The sequence below is a fragment of the Clavibacter sp. GW821-FHT01D01 genome, assembly GCF_059422605.1.
In genome coordinates this window covers 119,267-135,195 of record NZ_JBWKXC010000009.1, presented here as the reverse complement: position 1 = coordinate 135,195, position 15,929 = coordinate 119,267, and the positions used below count along the sequence as shown (strand labels likewise).

The 15,929-nt window shown below is 72.6% G+C and carries 11 protein-coding genes and 2 pseudogenes; 11 read left to right on the top strand and 2 right to left on the bottom strand.

Features of this window, described 5'->3' with window-relative positions; genetic code table 11:
• Positions 1 to 73: 73 nt before the first annotated feature.
• Positions 74 to 1,462, bottom strand: coding sequence for an MFS transporter (locus AC07VC_RS12885; RefSeq protein ID WP_094115169.1), 1,389 nt, complete (start codon positions 1,460 to 1,462; stop codon positions 74 to 76).
• Between the two features lie 163 nt (positions 1,463 to 1,625).
• Here AC07VC_RS12885 and AC07VC_RS12880 point away from each other — a divergent pair, with 163 nt between their 5' ends.
• The 8 genes and pseudogenes from AC07VC_RS12880 to AC07VC_RS12845 all read left to right on the top strand — a co-directional run bounded on the left by AC07VC_RS12880 (position 1,626) and on the right by AC07VC_RS12845 (position 9,999).
• A complete protein-coding gene (locus tag AC07VC_RS12880; protein ID WP_317229258.1) occupies positions 1,626 to 2,309 on the top strand; it encodes a DUF2848 domain-containing protein in 684 nt (227 codons plus the stop codon).
• A gap of 96 nt (positions 2,310 to 2,405) precedes the next feature.
• Positions 2,406 to 2,645, top strand: a pseudogene (gene purS, locus AC07VC_RS12875) (phosphoribosylformylglycinamidine synthase subunit PurS); the annotation flags it as partial.
• Positions 2,646 to 2,797: 152 nt separating this feature from the next.
• Positions 2,798 to 3,493: a phosphoribosylformylglycinamidine synthase subunit PurQ gene (purQ, locus tag AC07VC_RS12870; RefSeq protein WP_494675198.1), complete on the top strand. Its 696-nt coding sequence runs from the start codon at positions 2,798 to 2,800 to the stop codon at positions 3,491 to 3,493.
• Positions 3,490 to 5,859 carry a phosphoribosylformylglycinamidine synthase subunit PurL gene (purL, locus tag AC07VC_RS12865; RefSeq protein WP_494675197.1) on the top strand — a complete coding sequence of 790 codons (2,370 nt, stop codon included), beginning with the start codon at positions 3,490 to 3,492 and terminating at the stop codon, positions 5,857 to 5,859. Before purQ ends, purL begins: the two co-directional genes overlap by 4 nt.
• Complete coding sequence (locus AC07VC_RS12860) at positions 5,856 to 6,653, top strand: dienelactone hydrolase family protein (protein ID WP_494675196.1); 798 nt, start codon at positions 5,856 to 5,858, stop codon at positions 6,651 to 6,653. The genes purL and AC07VC_RS12860 overlap by 4 nt, the downstream gene beginning before the upstream one ends.
• 249 nt (positions 6,654 to 6,902) lie before the next feature.
• Positions 6,903 to 7,955: an endonuclease/exonuclease/phosphatase family protein gene (locus AC07VC_RS12855; protein WP_317229254.1), complete on the top strand. Its 1,053-nt coding sequence runs from the start codon at positions 6,903 to 6,905 to the stop codon at positions 7,953 to 7,955.
• A gap of 201 nt (positions 7,956 to 8,156) precedes the next feature.
• Positions 8,157 to 8,870: an SGNH/GDSL hydrolase family protein gene (locus AC07VC_RS12850; protein WP_317229253.1), complete on the top strand. Its 714-nt coding sequence runs from the start codon at positions 8,157 to 8,159 to the stop codon at positions 8,868 to 8,870.
• Positions 8,871 to 8,961: 91 nt separating this feature from the next.
• Positions 8,962 to 9,999 (top strand): acyltransferase family protein, encoded by a 1,038-nt coding sequence (locus tag AC07VC_RS12845; RefSeq protein WP_494675195.1) that lies wholly within the window; start codon positions 8,962 to 8,964, stop codon positions 9,997 to 9,999.
• 531 nt (positions 10,000 to 10,530) lie between these two features.
• On the opposite strand, the gene AC07VC_RS12840 is transcribed toward AC07VC_RS12845, so the two are convergent.
• A complete protein-coding gene (locus AC07VC_RS12840) occupies positions 10,531 to 12,777 on the bottom strand; it encodes an acyltransferase family protein (RefSeq protein ID WP_494675194.1) in 2,247 nt (748 codons plus the stop codon).
• 247 nt (positions 12,778 to 13,024) lie between these two features.
• Between AC07VC_RS12840 and AC07VC_RS12835 the strand changes: the two genes are divergently transcribed.
• From AC07VC_RS12835 to AC07VC_RS12825, 3 genes and pseudogenes are all read left to right on the top strand, one after another.
• Entirely contained in the window at positions 13,025 to 14,437 is a 1,413-nt protein-coding gene (locus AC07VC_RS12835; protein ID WP_317230094.1) for a tyrosine-protein kinase domain-containing protein, read from the top strand.
• A 9-nt stretch (positions 14,438 to 14,446) separates the two neighbouring features.
• Positions 14,447 to 15,166: an arsenate reductase/protein-tyrosine-phosphatase family protein gene (locus AC07VC_RS12830; RefSeq protein ID WP_317230095.1), complete on the top strand. Its 720-nt coding sequence runs from the start codon at positions 14,447 to 14,449 to the stop codon at positions 15,164 to 15,166.
• A gap of 289 nt (positions 15,167 to 15,455) precedes the next feature.
• Positions 15,456 to 15,884: pseudogene (locus AC07VC_RS12825) on the top strand (nucleoside-diphosphate sugar epimerase/dehydratase); the annotation flags it as partial.
• Positions 15,885 to 15,929 lie beyond the last annotated feature (45 nt).

The window sequence follows — 15,929 nt, the reverse complement described above, 5'->3', positions numbered from 1 at the left end:
GTCGGCAGCGTCAGATGGGGAGAAGAGACAGGCCCCCCGCGCGGGGATCCGGGCGTCGCCGGCGGTGCCGGGGTCAGACCCGCGGTGCCGCGACGCCCTCGGCGCCCGTCCGCACGTACTCCTCGTCCTCGGAGACGTCGGAGTCGCGGCCCATCGCGAGGCCCACGAGCGTGAGGACGACCGCGGCAGTGAGGTACAGCGCGATGCCGACCCAGCTGCCGGTCTCCTCGTAGATGATCGTGAACATCAGCGGCGCGATGGCCCCGCCGATGACGCCCGCGATCGTGTACGCCAGCGAGGCGCCCGTGTAGCGCAGCCGCGGTGAGAACTGCTCGATGATGTACGCCGCCTGCGGCCCGTACATGAAGGAGTGGAAGAAGAGCCCGAGCACGATGCCGACGCCCAGCACGAAGGTCGACGAGCCGTCGGTGATGGCGAAGAAGACGTACGCCCAGACGGCGGCGCCCACCGCCGCGGCCGCGTACAGGGCACGCCGGTTGATGCGGTCGCTGACGGCACCCGCGAACGGGATGGTGAACAGCTGCACCGCGGATCCGACCAGCACGGCGACGAGCACCTGGCTGCGCTCGAAGCCGAGCGAGTTGACGCCGTAGGTGAGCGTGAAGACCGTGAAGAGCGCGTAGAGGACGTCGGGGCCGACGCGGGAGAGGATCGCGGCGACGAGCGGGCGGGCCTGCGTGCGGAAGACCTCGGAGATGGGCGCGCTCGGGCGGTCGCCCCGCTCCTGCAGCGCCTTGAACACGGGGGTGTCCTCGAGCTTCAGGCGGATCCAGAGGCCGAAGGCCACGAGGAGCGCCGAGAGGAGGAACGCGACGCGCCAGCCCCAGTCGAGGAAGTCCTCCTCGGTGAGGAGCACGGTCAGCAGCGCGAGCGCGCCGTTGGCGAGCAGGTTGCCGGCGGGCGGACCCACCTGGGCGGCCGACGACCAGAACCCGCGCCTCCGGGGATCCCCGAACTCGCTGGAGAGCAGCACCGCGCCGCCCCACTCGCCGCCCACGCCCACGCCCTGCGCGAAGCGGAGGAGCACGAGGATGATCGGCGCCGCGAGCCCGATGGTCGCGTAGCCCGGCAGCACGCCGATGAGGAACGTGGCGATGCCGATGAGCAGCAGCGTGAGGACGAGGACGGGCTTGCGGCCGATCTTGTCGCCGAGCCGTCCGAAGACGAACCCGCCGACGGGGCGCGACACGTAGCCGACCGCGTAGGTGGAGAACGCGAGGATCGTCGCCGTGTACGGGTCCGACGACGGGAAGAAGACGACGGGGAACACGACCGCGCTGGCGGCCGAGTAGACGGCGAAGTCGTACCACTCGAGCGAGGTGCCGGTGAGGCTCGCCGTGAAGGCCTTCGCGAGCTCCCGGCGGGTCGGCTTCGGGGTGTCGTGCGGTGCGCCGGACGCGGGTGCGGTGGTCGCCGCAGCGGCGGTGGGGTCGTCGGCCATGGGGCTCCTCGGGTGCGTGTCCGGGGGGCGGATCCGTGGGGCGGATTCCGCCGGTAGCCCGGTCGGTCTGCTGTATACAGTAGGCATACCGAGCCCCGGCGACCAGGCCGCGGAGCGCGGATCCGCTTTTCTTCACACGCTCGAAACACACATCGGAGGACCCATGACCACCCTGCGCTTCCAGCTGCCCGACGGATCCACCACGAGCGTGGAGGTCACCAGCCTCCTCAACGCCGGCTACGCGGGCCGCGACCAGGCCGAGGTGCAGGCGCACATCGCCGAGCTCGCGGAGCTCGGCGTCCCCGGCCCCGAGGTCACGCCCGCGCTCTACCCCGTCGCGCCCTACCTGGCGTCGCAGGCGGACGCCGTCCCCGCGCAGCACGGCCGCACCTCCGGCGAGGCCGAGTGGGCCCTCGTCATCACCGACGACGACGTGCTCCTCACCGTCGCGTGCGACCACACCGACCGCGCGCTCGAGGTGCACGGCGTCGCGTGGAGCAAGAACGCGGGCCCGGACGTCCTCGGCCGCCGCGCCTGGCGCCTCGCCGACGTGCGCGACCGCCTCGACGCGATCCGCCTGCGCGGCTGGGTGGGCGAGGAGGGCGATGAGCGGCTGATCCAGGACTCCACCCTCGGCGCGCTCCTCACGCCCGACCACTGGCTCGGCGTGCTCGCCGAGCGCGGCCTCCGCGTGCCCGGCACCGTCCTCATCTCGGGCACCGTCGCGATGGTCCCGGGCGTCGACCAGTTCGCGTCGCGCTGGCACGTGCAGCTCGAGGACCCGGCGACCGGCGAGACCATCGACGCCGCCTACCGCGTGGAGCTGCTGCCGGAGGCCATCGGCTGACGCGGCCGCCGGAGCGCGCCCGCCGGACCCCGGCGGGCCGCGGCCGTCCGGTACGCTGAGCGCATCCACCCGCCTCCAGGAAGCCGGAGATCCATCGTGCCCACGATCGTCGTCGAAGTGATGCCCAAGGCCGAGCTGCTCGACCCCCAGGGGAAGGCCGTGGCCGGCGCCCTCGCCCGCCTCGGCAAGGACCGCTTCACCGGCGTCCGCATCGGCAAGCGCTTCGAGCTCACCGTCGAGGGCGAGGTGGACGACGCGCTGCTGGCCGACGTCCAGACCCTCGCCGCCGACATGCTGTCCAACTCCGTCATCGAGGACGTCATCAGCGTGCACGTCGCCGGGCTCGACGGGTTCGGCGTCTCCGCCGAGGCCGACATGGCCACGGGCAACGTCACCGACGACCACACGGTCGCCGACGGCGGCACCGCCGACACGAACGTCGGCGCGCACCCGCTCCCCCACGGCTCCGCCGCGGCGGAGCAGCGCTGATGCGCGTCGGGGTCATCACCTTCCCGGGATCCCTCGACGACCGCGACGCCCAGCGCGCCGTCCGTCTCGCGGGCGCCACCCCCGTCGCGCTGTGGCACGGCGACCACGACCTCCAGGGCGTCGACGCGGTCGTGCTCCCCGGCGGCTTCAGCTACGGCGACTACATGCGCGCCGGCGCCATCGCGGCGTTCGCGCCGATCATGCGCGAGGTGGTGGACGCGGCCGAGCGCGGCGTCCCCGTGCTCGGCATCTGCAACGGCTTCCAGATGCTCACCGAGGCGCACCTGCTGCCCGGCGGGCTCATCCGCAACGAGGCCGGCTCGTTCGTCTGCCGCGACCAGCGCCTCCGCGTCGAGGCCACGGCCACCGCGTGGACGAGCGCGTTCTCCGAGGGCGAGGAGATCACCATCCCGCTGAAGAACGGCGAGGGCGGCTTCATCGCCGACGCCGACACGCTCGACCGCCTCGAGGGCGAGGGCCGCGTGGCCTTCCGCTACCTCGGCGGCAACCCGAACGGGTCCCTGCGCGACATCGCCGGGATCACCAACGCCCGCGGCAACGTCGTCGGCCTCATGCCCCACCCCGAGCACGCCGTCGAGGAGGGCTTCGGACCGGACACCCCGGCCGCCATGCGCTCCGGTGTCGACGGCCTCCGCCTCTTCACGTCCGTCCTCGAAGGAGTCCTCGCGCAGTGAGCGTCCACGCCGATCCCGCATCCGTCCCCACCGACCCCGCGGGAGCGGACGCACGGAGCGCTCGCCGCCACGTCGCCGACACCGTCGAGATGGCCGAGCGCACCCCGGAGAAGGAGCAGCCGTACGCGGCGCTCGGCCTCACGGAGGGCGAGTACCTGCGCATCCGGGAGATCCTCGGGCGCCGCCCCACCAGCGGCGAGCTCGCCATGTACTCGGTCATGTGGAGCGAGCACTGCTCCTACAAGTCCTCGAAGAAGTACCTGCGCCAGTTCGGTCAGAAGGTGTCCGAGTCCATGAGGAAGGACCTCATGGTCGGCATGGGCGAGAACGCCGGCGTCGTCGACGTGGGCGAGGGCTGGGCCGTCACCTTCAAGATCGAGAGCCACAACCACCCCTCCTACATCGAGCCGTTCCAGGGCGCCGCGACCGGCGTCGGCGGCATCGTGCGCGACATCATCTCGATGGGCGCCCGGCCCGTGGCCGTCATGGACGCGCTCCGCTTCGGCGACATCGACGACCCCGACACCGCGCGCGTCGTGCACGGCGTCGTCTCCGGCATCAGCTTTTACGGGAACTGCCTGGGGCTGCCGAACATCGGCGGCGAGACCTACTTCGACCGCGTGTACCAGGGCAACCCGCTCGTGAACGCGCTCGCGGTGGGCGTCCTCCGCCACGAGGACCTCCACCTCGCCAACGCCCGCGGCGTCGGCAACAAGGTGGTGCTGTTCGGCGCCCGCACGGGCGGCGACGGCATCGGCGGCGCGTCCATCCTCGCGAGCGACACCTTCGCCGACGGCGGGCCGACCAAGCGCCCCGCGGTGCAGGTGGGCGACCCGTTCGCCGAGAAGGTGCTCATCGAGTGCTGCCTCGAGCTCTTCCGGGAGGACCTCGTGGAGGGCATCCAGGACCTGGGCGCCGCCGGCATCTCGTGCGCCACGAGCGAGCTCGCCTCCAACGGCGACGGCGGGATGCACATCCGGCTCGAGGAGGTGCTGCTGCGCGACCCGTCGCTCACGGCCGAGGAGATCCTCATGTCGGAGAGCCAGGAGCGCATGATGGCGGTCGTCAGCCCCGAGAAGCTCGAGGGCTTCCTCGCGGTCGTCGCGAAGTGGGACGTCGAGACGAGCGTCCTCGGCGAGGTCACCGACACCGGCCGCCTCGTCATCGACCACCACGGCGAGCGCATCGTCGACGTCGAGCCGCGCACGGTCGCGGTCGACGGTCCCGTCTACGACCGGCCCGTGGCCTACCCCACGTGGATCGACGCCCTCCAGGCGGACTCCGCGTCGCGCCTCGCACGGCCCACCGCGCCCGACGACATCCGCGACCAGTTCCTGCAGCTGCTCGGCAGCCCGAACCTCGCCGACGCGTCGTGGATCACCGACCAGTACGACCGCTACGTCATGGGCAACACCGCCCTGTCGTTCCCGGACGACGCGGGCATGGTCCGCATCGACGAGGAGAGCGGGCTGGGCTTCTCGGTCGCGACCGACGCCAACGGCCGCTTCTGCCAGCTCGACCCGTACCGCGGCGCGCAGCTGGCGCTCGCGGAGGCGTACCGCAACGTCGCCGCCTCCGGCGCGACGCCCGTGGCCGTCAGCGACTGCCTCAACTTCGGCAGCCCCGAGGACCCCGAGGTCATGTGGCAGTTCAGCCGCACGGTCGAGGGCCTCGCCGACGGGTGCCTCGAGCTCGAGATCCCGGTGACCGGCGGCAACGTGTCCCTCTACAACCAGACGGGCACGCAGGCCATCCACCCGACGCCCGTCGTGGGCGTCCTCGGCGTGATCGACGACGTCGCGCGCCGCATCCCGTCCGGCTGGCAGGACGAGGGCGACAACATCTACCTGCTCGGCGTCACGCGCGAGGAGCTCGACGGATCCGCGTGGGCGGGCACCGTGCACGACCACCTCGGCGGCGTCCCGCCCGTGGTCGACCTCGCCGCGGAGCGCGACCTCGCCTCGCTCATCGCGGCGGGCGGCACGCAGTCGCTCATCGCCAGCGCGCACGACCTCTCGGACGGCGGCCTCGGCCAGGCGCTCGCGGAGTCCGTGATGCGCTTCGGCGTCGGCGCGCGCGTCTGGCTCGACGGCATCGTCCAGCGCGACGGCGTCGACGCGGCCACCGCCCTCTTCTCCGAGTCCACCGGCCGCATGCTCGTCACGGTGCCCCGCGAGGACGACGTGAAGTTCCAGGGCCTCTGCGAGGGACGCGGCTACCCGGTGCTGCGCATCGGCGTCACGGACGCGCAGGCGCCCGGGCTCGAGCTGCAGGGCCTGTTCACCCTCTCCGTGGACGAGCTGCGCGGCATCCACCGCGCCACGCTCCCCGCGCGCTTCGGCACCGCCGTGGAGGCACGCGCATGACCGACCACGCCTCCGCCCCCGTGTGGTCGCCCTCCCTGGCCGAGCTCACGGAGCGCGTGCCGCTGCCCGCGGGCGCCGACGTCCGGATGGGGCCCGTGCTCTACGACCACGAGGGCACCGAGCTCGAGGGGCTCCTCGCGCGCGACGCGTCGGCCGGCGGACGCCGTCCGGCCGTGGTCGTCGTCCACGACTGGTTCGGGGTGGGCGGGCACGTCGCCGCGCGGATCCAGATGCTCGCGCGCCTCGGCTACGTGGCCTTCGCGGCCGACGTGTACGGCCGCGACGTGCGCCCCGGCCCGTCCGAGGCCGCCGAGGTGGCGGGCGCCTACTACGCCGACCTGCCGCTCATGCGCGCCCGGGTCCGCGCGGCGATCGACCGCGTCGCCGCCGAGCCCGACGTCGACCCCGCGCGCATCGCCGTGATGGGGTACTGCTTCGGCGGGAGCGCCGCGCTCGAGGTCGCCCGCGCGGGCGCCCCGGTGAAGGCCGCGGTCTCCCTGCACGGCAGCCTCGTCGTGCACGAGCCGGCCGACGTCGCCGGGATCGAGGCGGCGCTGCTGGTCCTCACGGGCGCGGACGACCCCATGGTCCCGGACGACCGGGTCGCCGCCTTCCAGGCCGAGATGCGCACGCGTCCCGCGATCGACTGGCAGGTCGTCACGTACAGCGGGGCGATGCACGCGTTCTCGGTGCCGGGCGTCGACTCGCCCGACCACGGCGCCCAGTACCAGGACCGGGCCGAGCGCCGCTCGTGGCGCGCGCTCACCGACTTCCTCGCGGAGCACCTGGGCTGACGCCCGCTCCGCGCCGATCCGCGCGCCGTCGGCCGCCGCCGACGGCGCGCGCGTCCGTCCGCGGGCCCTGCGCCGGCTGGCGGATCCCTCCGCGCGGGGCCGACACGCCGCCATCGGGTTGCCATCCCCGCACCCCTCGCGTAGACCTGTGCGTGCAGTTCACGCATCCGCCACGTCCCGTTGGGCACCCGATCGTCCCGACGGGCGCAGGCTGATCATGCGAGACACGTGCGACCCGAGGAGATCTCCATGATGGCCAGCGGCGGATTCAGCCGACGCGACCTGTTCGACGGTGCCGGATCATCGGATCCGGGCGTCGGGCGCCCCACCCGCGGCTCAGGCACGGCGCTCCTCGAGCGCCCGCGCGCGGACGAGACGACGACCACGACGGACGGCCCGGACGGGACCGCGGAGGCCGACCCCCCTCCGTCTCGGCCGGCGGCAGCGGCACCCGCCGCTCCCGCCCTGCCCCAGCAGGCGACCATCGGCTCGGCCGAGGGCGACCTCGTGCACGTCATGACCTGCAACATCCGCCTGGCCCGCGCCGGCACCGAGCCGGGGGACCCCGACCACTGGGGCGACCGCGAGCCGGTCCTCGCCCGCTTCCTGGAGCTCGAGCAGCCCACCGTCCTCGGCGTGCAGGAGGCCCTCGCGCGGCAGCTCCCCGCCATCGCCCGCGCCCTCCCCCACCACCGCATGCTCGGCTACGGCCGCGACGGCGGCTCCGGCGGCGAGTACAGCGCGATCTTCTACGACGAGCGCCGCCTCGACGTCGTCGCGTGGGACCAGTTCTGGCTCTCCGACCTGCCCGAGCTCATCGGCTCGCGCTCGTGGGGCTGCACCACGACCCGCATCGCCACGTGGGCGCGCTTCCGCGACCGCCGCAGCGGCGCCGAGTTCGTGCACCTCAACACGCACCTCGACCACGAGTCGGAGCTGGCGCGCGTGAAGAGCGCCGACCTCATCACCGAGCGCCTGCAGGAGGTCGCGTCCGGCGCGCCCGTCGTCGTCACGGGCGACTTCAACGCGCCGGCCGAGGAGTCGGCGGCGTACGACATCCTCACGCGCGACGCGGGGCTGGCCGACACGTGGACCACGGCCGCGCACCACGCGACGCCCGGCATCGGCACCTTCACCGCCTACGGCGACCCCGTCCCGGAGGGCGAGCGCATCGACTGGATCCTCGCGGGAACGGGCGTGGAGGTGGTCGACTCGGCCATCAACCCGTACACGTTCGAGGGCCGTTCCCCCTCGGACCACGCGGCCGTGCAGGCGCTCGTCCGGCTCGCGCGCACCGCCTGATCCGCCGGCTCCCGCACGCCGCGCGGCGGGCGCCCAGGACCCGCACCACGACCTCCCGGGGATCGCGCCGCGCCCACCGCCCGCGGGCCCGCCGAACGCCGCATGGCACAATGGGTTCCGAGCGACCCCGTGATCGCAGCGGCTGACGGGGTCACCGGCTCGCCGCTGCCGCGGATCCCTCCACCGATCGGATGAACACCTATGCCCGCACGTCGCATGGCCCGGGGCGCCGTCACCGCCCTCGCCGCCGTCCTCCTGCTCGCCGGGTGCACCAGCGGCAACCCGCAGCCCACGCCCACCGCGACGGAGGCCGAGCCGGCGCCGAGCGCGTCGGCGACCACCGCGCCCGAGGACATGGTGCGCATCGTCGTCATGGGCGACTCGAACACCAACGGCTTCGTCGGCACCCTGCCCCAGGGCATCGACCAGGGCATGGCCTACGTCGACTACGTCGTGGGCGACCCGCTGACCTTCGCCGGCGGCTGGGGCAACGACGGCGCCACGAGCACGTTCATGGCCGCGAACACGCCCACCGTCGAGGACGTGGACGTCGCGCTCATCATGATCGGCACCAACAACCGCCTCGCCGGCATCCCGGACACGCAGCTCGACACCGACATCCTGGAGACGGTGGGGAAGCTCGCGCCGAAGGAGACGGTGATCCTCGGCATCCCGCCGCAGAACGCCTCCCCCGAGACGCCGCCGCAGGTGAACGCCCACCTCGAGGAGTTCGCGGACGCCCAGGGCTTCCACTACTTCGACCCGTGGGTGAACCTCACGAACAAGGACGACAAGTGGCGGACCGAGTTCTTCCGCGACGGCATCCACACCAACATGACGGGCTACAAGCTGATGGGCGCGGAGGTGCGCAGGTTCGTGCGCACCGAGGTCCTCGACGAGTCCGCCCAGAAGTAGGGGCATCCCCCCGTCCTGCCGCCGGCGACCCGGCGGTTAGGGTCGAAGCGGTGCCGCGGGACGTGGCGCCCGCACCAGAGGAGAGCGCCGCGTGACCAGCACCGTGACAGTGAAGAGCGAGACCGGTCGCAAGATCGAGTTCCTCGAGGCGGTCCGCGGCGTCGCGTCGTTCATCGTGGTGCTCCAGCACCTCATCGCCGCCGAGTACCCCGCCTTCGAGGACTTCAGCCGACAGTGGGTCGACGCCGGGCGCGTGGGCGTCGTCGCGTTCTTCCTGGTGAGCGGGTACGTCATCCCGCTGAGCCTCCAGCGCCAGGACACCCGCACGTTCCTCGTGCGCCGCGTGTACCGGCTGTTCCCCCTCTACTGGCTGGTGCTGGGGCTCATGATGCTCTGGGTCGCGACCACCGGCGACGGCGAGCTCGGCGGACCGCTGACCATCATGGCCAACGTCCTCATGGTGCAGGGCGCCGTCGGCATCTACACGATCGTGCCGACCGCCTGGACCCTCGGCATCGAGCTCATCTTCTACGGGCAGTCCCTCGTGGCGAAGCTCCTGGGCCGCCTCGACCGGAGCGTCGTCATGGGCTACGTCTGGCTCGCGGGCTTCGTCGCCGCGGCGATCGCCGGGCGGGTGCTCGAGCGGGAGCTCCCCTGGACCCTGCCGCTGCTGCTCTACACGGCCTCCCTCGGCCACGCGATCCACCTGCGCGACCGCGACGGCTCCAGCGCCTGGAAGGGCCTCCTCGTCGCCGGCGTCGTGGGCGTGCCGCTCTTCACGTACCTCAACGGCGGGCAGGACGCCACGTGGCCGCCCTTCGACTACTCCGTGTCCTTCCTCCTCGGCCTCGGCCTGTTCTTCGCGTTCTACGCGTCACGTCAGGCCGCGCACTCGCGCGTGCTGATCTGGCTGGGCGCGATCTCCTACGCCGCCTACCTGCTGCACCCGCTCGCCTACCGCGTCATGCGCGCCGTCGACGTGCCCGAGGGGATCGTGCGCGTGATCGCCGCCATCGCCCTCACGCTCGTCGTCTCCTGGCTCGTGCACCGCTTCGTGGAGGTGCCGTTCATCGGCGTCGCGCGGCGCCTCACGAGCCGCTCCGCGGACGCGAAGGCCCCGCGGGCCTGATCCCGCCGCCGGGTGCGCGCGCCCGGGGCAGTGCGCTGCGCTCGCGGCAGGGCGCTGGAGCGCGGTCGACGGTGCCATCGGCGCCGTCCGCGTGGATCTCCGACCACGCCGTCCGGGCGGGCCTCCCCGGTCACGCCGTCCGGGCGGGCCTCCCGGGTCACGCCTTGCGATCCGCCGTGACGTCCCGGCCACGAGCCGCCGCGCCCGGGCCCTCGCCGAGCCGCGGCTGACGAATCCTCGCACGCTCCCCGCACCGCGGCCGGCGGACCGGGCGCGCGGACGACGGACGGGACCGTCGACCGGGGTCCGGGGCCGGACCGCGCCCGCGCCTGCGCCTGCGCCCGCGCCCGCGGATGGGCGCTCGGGGACCGCGGGGCCGGCCCGCCCTGTCGGCCGAGGGCATGACGAGGTCGCCCGCCCCCCCCCCGCACACGGAGGCCGCGGGCAGCGGCCGCACGAAGCACCCGCACGACGACGGGCGCCCCTCCCGTGAGGAGGAGCGCCCGTCGTGGCGTGCGGTGGTGCGGCGGATCAGCCGGCGGCCGGGGCCGCCCCGAGGCCGAGCGGCGCGAGGATGTCCGACATGATCGGCGCCAGGTCCTGCGACTGGCGGGCCGTCAGGTGCGACGTGTCGCCGCGCACGGGGATCCCGTTGACGAACGCCGGGCACGTGCCCTGGCTGCAGAACCAGCCCTGCGTGTTGATGAACTGGACCGGCGCACCGACCTCCTCCGCCGCGGCCTGCATGGTGCGGGCGTGGCTGATGAAGGACGGCGAGACCGTCGACTGGCAGTCGTTGGGCGAGCTCGTCGGCGTCTTGCACTCCACGAGGGCCGTGGCTGCCGGCGGACGGGACAGGACGATCACGTTGGAGGAGGCCGTCTTCAGGGCCCCCATCGTGGTGAGCGCGCCGGCCTGCCACTCGCGGTCGGCGGCGCCACCCGTGGCGTCGCTCGACAGGTACGAGTTGTCGACGGCCTCGCTCATGAGGATGAGCGCGGGCTTGGTCTCCTGCATCTGGCCGATGGCCCAGTTCCGGAAGTCCGTGCACTCCGTGTACTCGGAGCCGTCGGTGTCCGTGCTCGTGACGGTCGACGCGGGGCAGCGGGCCATGGTGAGCACCCGCACCTTCCAGTCGTCGCCGAGGCTCGAGCGGAGCATGGGCGCGTAGCTGATCGCGAGGGAGTCGCCGAAGATGACCGCGGTCTTCTCGGGGCCCGCCTCGGCGTTGCCGTAGACGCAGTGGTCGGCGTTCGCGATCGCGTCCTTCTCCTTGGCGAGGTCGGCGCCGAGGCAGCCGTCCTTCGCCCACTCGGGCGCGATGACGTCGCGGCCGAAGTCGCCGAACGACTCCACGGCGGGGTCCAGCGCCGGCCACTCGTCCGCCCCGAGGGCGGCCGTGATCTGCTCGGCGCGGGTCGCGAGGGCGGTGCCGGTGGCCTCGACGGGCGCGGCCGTGCCGCCCGTGCTGGGCGTGCCGCCGCCGATGACGCTGCCGCCGCTCGGCTCCTCGCGCACGACGGCCACGGCGACGACGCCGACGACCGCGACCGCGACCACGGACAGCGCCGCGACGGTCAGCTTCAGCTGCGCGGCCGAGGACCGGCGTCCGGCCTTCTTGGGGTCGAGCCAGCTGGAGCGGCGAATGGGGTCCTCGACCAGGTGGAAGGACGCGATGGCGAGCACGAGCGTCGCGCCGATGGCGGCGCCGTAGAACTCGAGCGTGCCGGCGCCGAGAAGCGACGCCAGCAGGATGATCGCCGGGAAGTGCCAGAGGTAGAGGGAGAACGACAGGCGCCCGATGTAGGTGGTGACCGGGTTCGTGATGGGCACCATGGCCTTGGACACGCCGCCGATGCCGGACGCGATGACGAGCGCGGTCGCGACGACCGGGAGCAGGCCGGAGGGGACCGGGAAGGCGGTGTCGCCGGCGATGAGGAAGAACGACGCGACGATGCCCGCGAGGCCCACGTAGCCGAGGACCGGGCGGAGGGCGGCCGGCAGCGTGGAGATCCGCGCGGCGAAGATCGCGAGGAGCGCGCCGATGCCGAGCTCCCACGCGCGGGAGAAGGTGGAGAAGTACGCGACGGTCGGGCGGGCCGAGGTCTCGTAGAAGCCCCAGGCGAGCGACGCGACGATCAGGACGCCGACCGTGATGCCGATCGTCTGGGTGAAGACGCGGGCGCGCTTGACGCGGTTCTTGGGCGTGCGGCGGCGGGCGAACGCGATGACCAGGAAGATCAGCACGGGCCAGACGACGTAGAACTGCTCCTCGACCGACAGCGACCAGTAGTGGCGGAAGGGCGAGATGGGCCCGTCGGCCGCGAAGTAGTCGGTGCCGGCGCTGGCGAAGTGCCAGTTGGCGACGAACAGGGCCGACCAGATCGCGTCCCAGAGGCTGGCCTGCGCGCGCACCACGTTGAAGACGAGGAACGAGACGGCCGACGTCACCACGAGCACGAGCAGCGCGGCCGGCATGATGCGGCGGACGCGGCGCTTGTAGAAGTCGACGAACGAGATCGTCTTGGTGCGCTCGTACTCCTTCAGCAGGAGGCCCGTGATGAGGAACCCGCTGATGACGAAGAAGACGTCGACGCCGACGAAGCCCCCGGAGGGCCAGTCGAAGAGGTGGTCGACGATCACCGCGATCACCGCGAGGGCGCGGAGGCCCTCGACGTCCGGGCGGAACCCGCGGTTCACCGTGACGGTCGAATCCCCCGCGGGCGGGGGGTTCTTGTCGTCCGGTGCGGAGCGGAGCTCCGACGGGTCGGGAAGCACGGGAGTACCCCGGCGAAATGTCTGCGAGCTCATGGCTCTCGTCCCTACTCACTCGTGTACCGCCGTGCAGCACTGCTGTAGGAGCGACCCTAACAGGGCGTCAGAGGGCCTACCATGCCCCGGACGGGGGCGTCCCGGGCTGCCGTGGGCACCCGTGGGCTGTGTGATGATAGACAGCCGAGGCTGTGGATATCCCACGTATGCGGACACTCCGCGCCTGTGTGCTTTTGGGGAAGGGTTCTTAGTTATGGCGCTCCGTGACTTCATTCGGATGCTGCGTAGGGGCGCGGTGCTCATCATCCTGACGCTCCTGGTCGGGGTCGGCGCCGCGGCGGCCTTCTCCCTCATCCAGACCCCTGAGTACGAGGCGTCCACCAAGATGTACGTCGCCCAGAGCAGCTCGGGCAGCGTTCAGGACCTCCAGCAGGGCAACAACTTCATCACCCAGGCGGTGAAGAGCTACGCGGACGTCGTCACGACCCGCGCCGTGCTCCAGCCCGTCATCGACGAGTTCGGGCTCGACGTCACGTCGCGCGAGCTGGCCGAGTCGGTCCGCGCCTCCGCGCCGCTCGACACCACGATCATCGACATCACCGTCAAGGACCAGAACCGCCAGGACGCGGCCACGCTCGCCGACGCGATCGGCGCGAGCCTCACCACCGTCGTCGGCAACCTCGTCCCCGAGACCATCGAGGGCACCCCGCAGGTGCAAATCACGCAGCTCGAGCAGGCGGAGATCCCCGAGTCGCCGTCGTCGCCGAACCTGCCCGTCAACATCATCGTCGGCGCCATCATCGGCCTCCTCGTCGGCATGGGCGTGAGCCTGCTCCGCGAGACGCTCGACAACCGCATCCGCGGAGAGCGCGACGTCGAGCTCGTCACCACGAAGCCCATCCTCGGCGGCATCGCGTACGACCCGAAGGCGACCGAGCGCCCGCTCATCGTCCAGGACGACCCGCGCAGCCCCCGTGCGGAGTCCTTCCGCAGCCTCCGCACGAACCTCCAGTTCCTGGAGTTCGGCGGCCGCTCGCGCAGCTTCGTCATCACCTCCTCCATCCAGGGCGAGGGCAAGTCGACCACCAGCTCGAACCTCGCGCTGGCCCTGGCCGACTCCGGCATCAAGGTCGTCCTCATCGACGCCGACCTCCGCCGTCCGCGCCTCGCGTCCTACATGGGCCTCGAGGGCGCCGTGGGCCTCACCGACATCCTCATCGGCCGCGCCGAGATCGAGGACGTCATCCAGCCCTGGGGCTCGGGCATGCTCTCGATCCTCCCCGCCGGCCAGATCCCCCCGAACCCGTCCGAGCTGCTCGGCTCGCAGGGCATGGCCCGCCTGCTGCAGGACCTCGAGGCGCGCTACGACGTGGTGCTCATCGACGCCCCGCCGCTGCTCCCCGTCACCGACGCGGCGATCCTGTCCAAGAACGCCGGCGGCGCGATCATCGTCGTCGCCGCGGGCCGCACGCACCGCACCCAGCTGAAGAGCGCCATCGCCAACCTCACCAACGTGGGCGCGGACGTGCTCGGCCTCGTCATCACCATGCTCCCCACCAAGGGCCCGGACGCGTACGGCTACGGCCACTACGGCTACGGGTACGGGTACACGGAGGACGAGGACGGCCAGAAGACCAAGGCGCCCATCGAGAAGATCAAGGCGTAGCTCCCCTCCATGTCGGAACTCCCCCCCACGAGCCGCAGGGCCGCACGCGCGGCCCTCGGCGACGCATCCTCCGAGAGCGTCGACGACGGCTCGTTCCGCGTCCTGTTCGTCTGCTCGGGCAACATCTGCCGATCCGCGCTCGCCGAGCAGGTGCTGCGGGCGCGCGTCCGGGCCATCTTCGGCGGCGACGCCGGCGAGGCCGACTCGGTCGTGCGCTTCACCAGCGCCGGCACGATCGCGGCCGAGGGCCAGCGCATGCCCGAGCAGGCCGCGGAGCTCTCCGTCCGCTACGGCGGGGACCCGAGCGAGCACCAGGCGCGCTTCCTGACGCCCGGCATCATCCAGGGCGTCGACCTGGTGCTCACCATGGCCCGCGAGCACCGCAGCGCCGTCGTGCGCGCGGTGCCCCGCGCCAACCGCTTCACCTTCACCATCCGCGAGTTCGCCGCGCTCTTCGAGCACCTCGTCGAGGTGACCGGGGACGAGAAGCACATCGCCTGCGACGGCGACGTGCCGGCGCAGCTCCGGGCGCTCATCCCGCTCGTCGCGGCGCAGCGGGGCGTGACCCTGCCGCCCGCGCACGAGGACGACTACGACGTGGTCGACCCGTACCGCCGCTCCCAGGCCACCTACGACGCCTCCGGCGAGCAGGCCGGCGGCGCCATCGAGTCGATCCTCGAGTCGGTGCGGGCCGTGACCCGCACGGACGCGCCCCGCCTACGGGGCTGACCGCCCGCCCGCCACCGCACACGCGAGCGCACGACGCTCCATCAGACACCACCGGCTCCCGATCGGAGCCGCCTGCCCCGGGGGACCAGTGGACACGCAACAGACACGACGCACGGACGAGGCCCAGGAGGGGTCGCGCTGGCGGGTCGTCTACGCCCGGCGCCTGGCGCTGAGCGACGCGATCGTCATCATCCTCACGACCTTCGGCGTGCAGTTCCTGTGGTTCGGCACCACCGCCGGCACCGTCGACCTCGGCGGCAACGCGCCCGACGTCGCGGTCACCTACACGATGGTGTCGGTCGTGCTGGTCCTGGCCTGGCTCTTCGTCCTCAGCGTCTACAGCACCCGCGACTACCGGATCGTCGGCACGGGCACGCAGGAGTACAAGCAGGTGGCCGACGCCACGCTGCGGCTGTTCGGCATCATCGCCATCGTCGCGTTCCTCGTGAAGATCGACCTGGCCCGCGGCTACATCGTCACCGGCCTCCCGCTCGGCCTCGTGCTGCTGCTGCTGTCCCGCGCGCTCTGGCGCGTGTGGCTGTCGGCGCAGCGCCGCCGCGGCGAGTTCTCCTCGCTGATCCTGCTGGTCGGCTCCCTCGAGAGCACCACCCACACGGCGACGACCCTCGCCCGCGCGCCCAAGGCGGGCTACCGCGTGGTCGGCGCGTGCCTCACCGGCGACGCCCGTCCGTCCCGCCTCCCCGGGCTCGACGTGCCCGTGGTCGGCGACGCCGACGACGCCCTCCTGGAGCTCGAGCGCCTC

What these genes read in the sequence shown, in the direction of transcription:
- AC07VC_RS12885 (WP_094115169.1), bottom strand. Translation starts at nt 1,462, where the DNA reads ATGGCCGACGACCCCACCGCCGCTGCGGCGACCACCGCACCCGCGTCC.
- AC07VC_RS12880 (WP_317229258.1), top strand. Translation starts at nt 1,626, where the DNA reads ATGACCACCCTGCGCTTCCAGCTGCCCGACGGATCCACCACGAGCGTG.
- purQ (WP_494675198.1), top strand. Translation starts at nt 2,798, where the DNA reads ATGCGCGTCGGGGTCATCACCTTCCCGGGATCCCTCGACGACCGCGAC.
- AC07VC_RS12860 (WP_494675196.1), top strand. Translation starts at nt 5,856, where the DNA reads ATGACCGACCACGCCTCCGCCCCCGTGTGGTCGCCCTCCCTGGCCGAG.
- AC07VC_RS12855 (WP_317229254.1), top strand. Translation starts at nt 6,903, where the DNA reads ATGATGGCCAGCGGCGGATTCAGCCGACGCGACCTGTTCGACGGTGCC.
- AC07VC_RS12850 (WP_317229253.1), top strand. Translation starts at nt 8,157, where the DNA reads ATGCCCGCACGTCGCATGGCCCGGGGCGCCGTCACCGCCCTCGCCGCC.
- AC07VC_RS12835 (WP_317230094.1), top strand. Translation starts at nt 13,025, where the DNA reads ATGGCGCTCCGTGACTTCATTCGGATGCTGCGTAGGGGCGCGGTGCTC.
- AC07VC_RS12830 (WP_317230095.1), top strand. Translation starts at nt 14,447, where the DNA reads ATGTCGGAACTCCCCCCCACGAGCCGCAGGGCCGCACGCGCGGCCCTC.